We start from the raw sequence: 2,542 nt of genomic DNA on the forward strand, positions 1-2,542 counted from the left end.
TACAGCTAATTAAGAATTAGCTCTTTATTCCCCGTTCACCGATATAACGAGGTTGAACATATGTCGAAACACAGATGAGAAAAGATGAATGAGACATGATAAATTCCTATATGCGAATAAAGGTTCTACCAAATCACTGTCAAATGATGGTGGTAGAACAAAGAGGGGGTTGACAGACTGGGCATATAGAACCAGCACGCACGAAGCGTCCCCCTCCCGTTCTACCGCAAAGGGGGAACACGAGGGTTTCGCACATAAATCCACACTTGAAAAAGTATGAATCAGGTACGCTATACGCCACGGCCTGTCAAAACCGACTGACAATTTAGGTCAGCAAAGGAATGATAGATTTAAGTAACTGTTCAGTCAATTAGTTTGATATAAGGTTTTTATAAACACTATTTTTAAGGATCTGATGCGCATGCTGACGCTCTTAATTATCAAGAATTTAATGTTTTAATCTTTTCATGTACATAAAAGTTCGAAGATATATTTATTATAAGATTAATTAGTGATACAATAGAAGAACTCACCGAATTTTTATGGTTATAAAAACTATGAAAAACAAAGATTTTACAAATGCTGCTCGCAATGTTGTTATTAATGAGCAACATATAACTAAGCTTAAAGAGCATTTAGAAAAGGCTGAAAAAGAGTTTCAAGCTAAAGCTCGAGCTCAAGCTCCAACTCAAACTTTTTTATCTAGAACTTACAGCCTTTAAATCTTTGTTTTATTTATGAATTCTTTTTTGATATGTCAATTTAGTGAGCTTACTTTAGGGAATTTAATTAAGGAGACATTTGATTCATCTTTTCCTGATATCATTAGTAAGGTACAAATAAAGTATATATATAGATATTTAAGCAATATAAAGGCTAAAAGTATTCTTTTAGAAAAAGAATATCTAGATAAAGATTATTTAGAAGATTATTCACGATATTATATAAAAAGCTTCAATAATAATGGTTACTTATCTGCAAGACTACACTTCTTTTCCGAAGAAATTAATCACAACTATATTAATTCCTGTTTATCAAAATTTGAAAGAAAAAAATTAGATAAACTACAAAATTCATACTTAGGATTTATGGTTATAAAACCACTAAATCAGACTTTTATTGGCAGAACCTGCTTAAAATTATATCCTGACTTTAATATTTACAACTCTGATAAGAAATGCATTACAAGACTGTATGAGGTCAATCTTTTTGGCATTAAATTACAAGTTGAATCAGTAGCTTTCCAAGAGCAGGATAAAGTGGTTTCGGCCTGCGCGACAACTTCAATCTGGACTGCATTGCATGCGATGAGTTGGCGTGCTATTAATGAAATTCCCGCTTGCAGTGAAATTACAACAAATGCAATAAATCATATAGCTAACTCAAATAATTACTTCCCTAAAAGTGAATTATCAAATAAACAAATCTTAAGAGCTTTAGATGTTGAAAAACTGAAACATCACTCTTACTCACTTAAGAATATTTCTTACCAAGATTTTTTATCTCATATAAAAACCCATATAGATAGTAAAATACCTTTAATTCTTGGGGTAGATGTCAATAAAATTGAAAATGATGGTAGTTTATCTCAATTAGCAGGGCATGCTGTCACTGTACTCGGTTATAAGTTTAATAGAGAGAAAAGTGAGCAATCCATTGCCTTGTATTTACATGATGATCGTTTAGGGCCATTTGTAAGAGCCACTTTTTATAAAATCACTGATAAATCATTAGAGTTAGTTTTAATAAATGAATCTTTAAACAAAGAACAACAATGGGGTCTTGCTTTACAGTTAAAAGATGAAGATGGAAAATGGCTTCCACCTAACGAAATTTTATTTCCAGACAGCTTGATCATTCCAGCAAGAAAAAAAGTAAGATTACCTGTAACCTATGTATACAATACTTGTAAACTTATAAAAGAGATTTATTTAGCTTTGGTGAAAACAAGCGGCATTGAAGTAAATAACAATAATATTATTAGTTATAATATTGAGTTATTAGATATTTCAAGTATTAAAGATACTGTTATTGCAAGTAAAATTATAGTAAAAGATCCTGATGACCCAGAAGAAAAAATAACTAAAGATGAGATACAAACGTTAAAACAAGAAAAAATTAAATTTTTAACAACAAATTATGCAAAATTTCATTGGGTCGCAAGTTTTGTGTTTCGTGGAGCAAAGGCTTTTTCAATCCTTTTTGATGCTACACAAATTCCCCAAGGAAATGTTATAGCAGGAATCTATGTATTTAATAAATTTGCTTCAGATCCTATCTTAGAATTATTTAAACAATATGCAAATTCTGATTTTTCTTACCAACATATCCAATCAGTAGAAGCTTCAGAAACTTTTTACTCATCTTTTATAAGGTTTTTAAAAGAGAGTGAGTTAAACTATATTCAGGATCTAAACAATCGCTTTGGTGGCCTAAGAGCCCCCAAATATATTAAAGATTCTGAGATTAAAAATATGGACATTGTTAACAATATTACAAAGGATAAATTTTACTCTTTCTCAAATTTAAATTTCAATATACA

At 30.6% G+C, this 2,542-nt stretch carries 2 protein-coding genes; both read left to right on the forward strand.

Going from position 1 to position 2,542, the window contains the following annotated elements; all coding sequences use genetic code 11:
- The first annotated feature begins 557 nt into the window (after positions 1-557).
- Positions 558-722 (forward strand): hypothetical protein, encoded by a 165-nt coding sequence (locus Aba26S_RS20610; RefSeq protein WP_002122045.1) that lies wholly within the window; start codon positions 558-560, stop codon positions 720-722.
- Positions 723-737: 15 nt separating this feature from the next.
- A partial coding sequence (locus Aba26S_RS20615) for a hypothetical protein (RefSeq protein ID WP_043974973.1) occupies positions 738-2,542 on the forward strand: 1,805 nt, incomplete at its 3' end.

This window comes from Acinetobacter sp. NBRC 110496 (assembly GCF_000876115.1).
Classification (GTDB): domain Bacteria; phylum Pseudomonadota; class Gammaproteobacteria; order Pseudomonadales; family Moraxellaceae; genus Acinetobacter.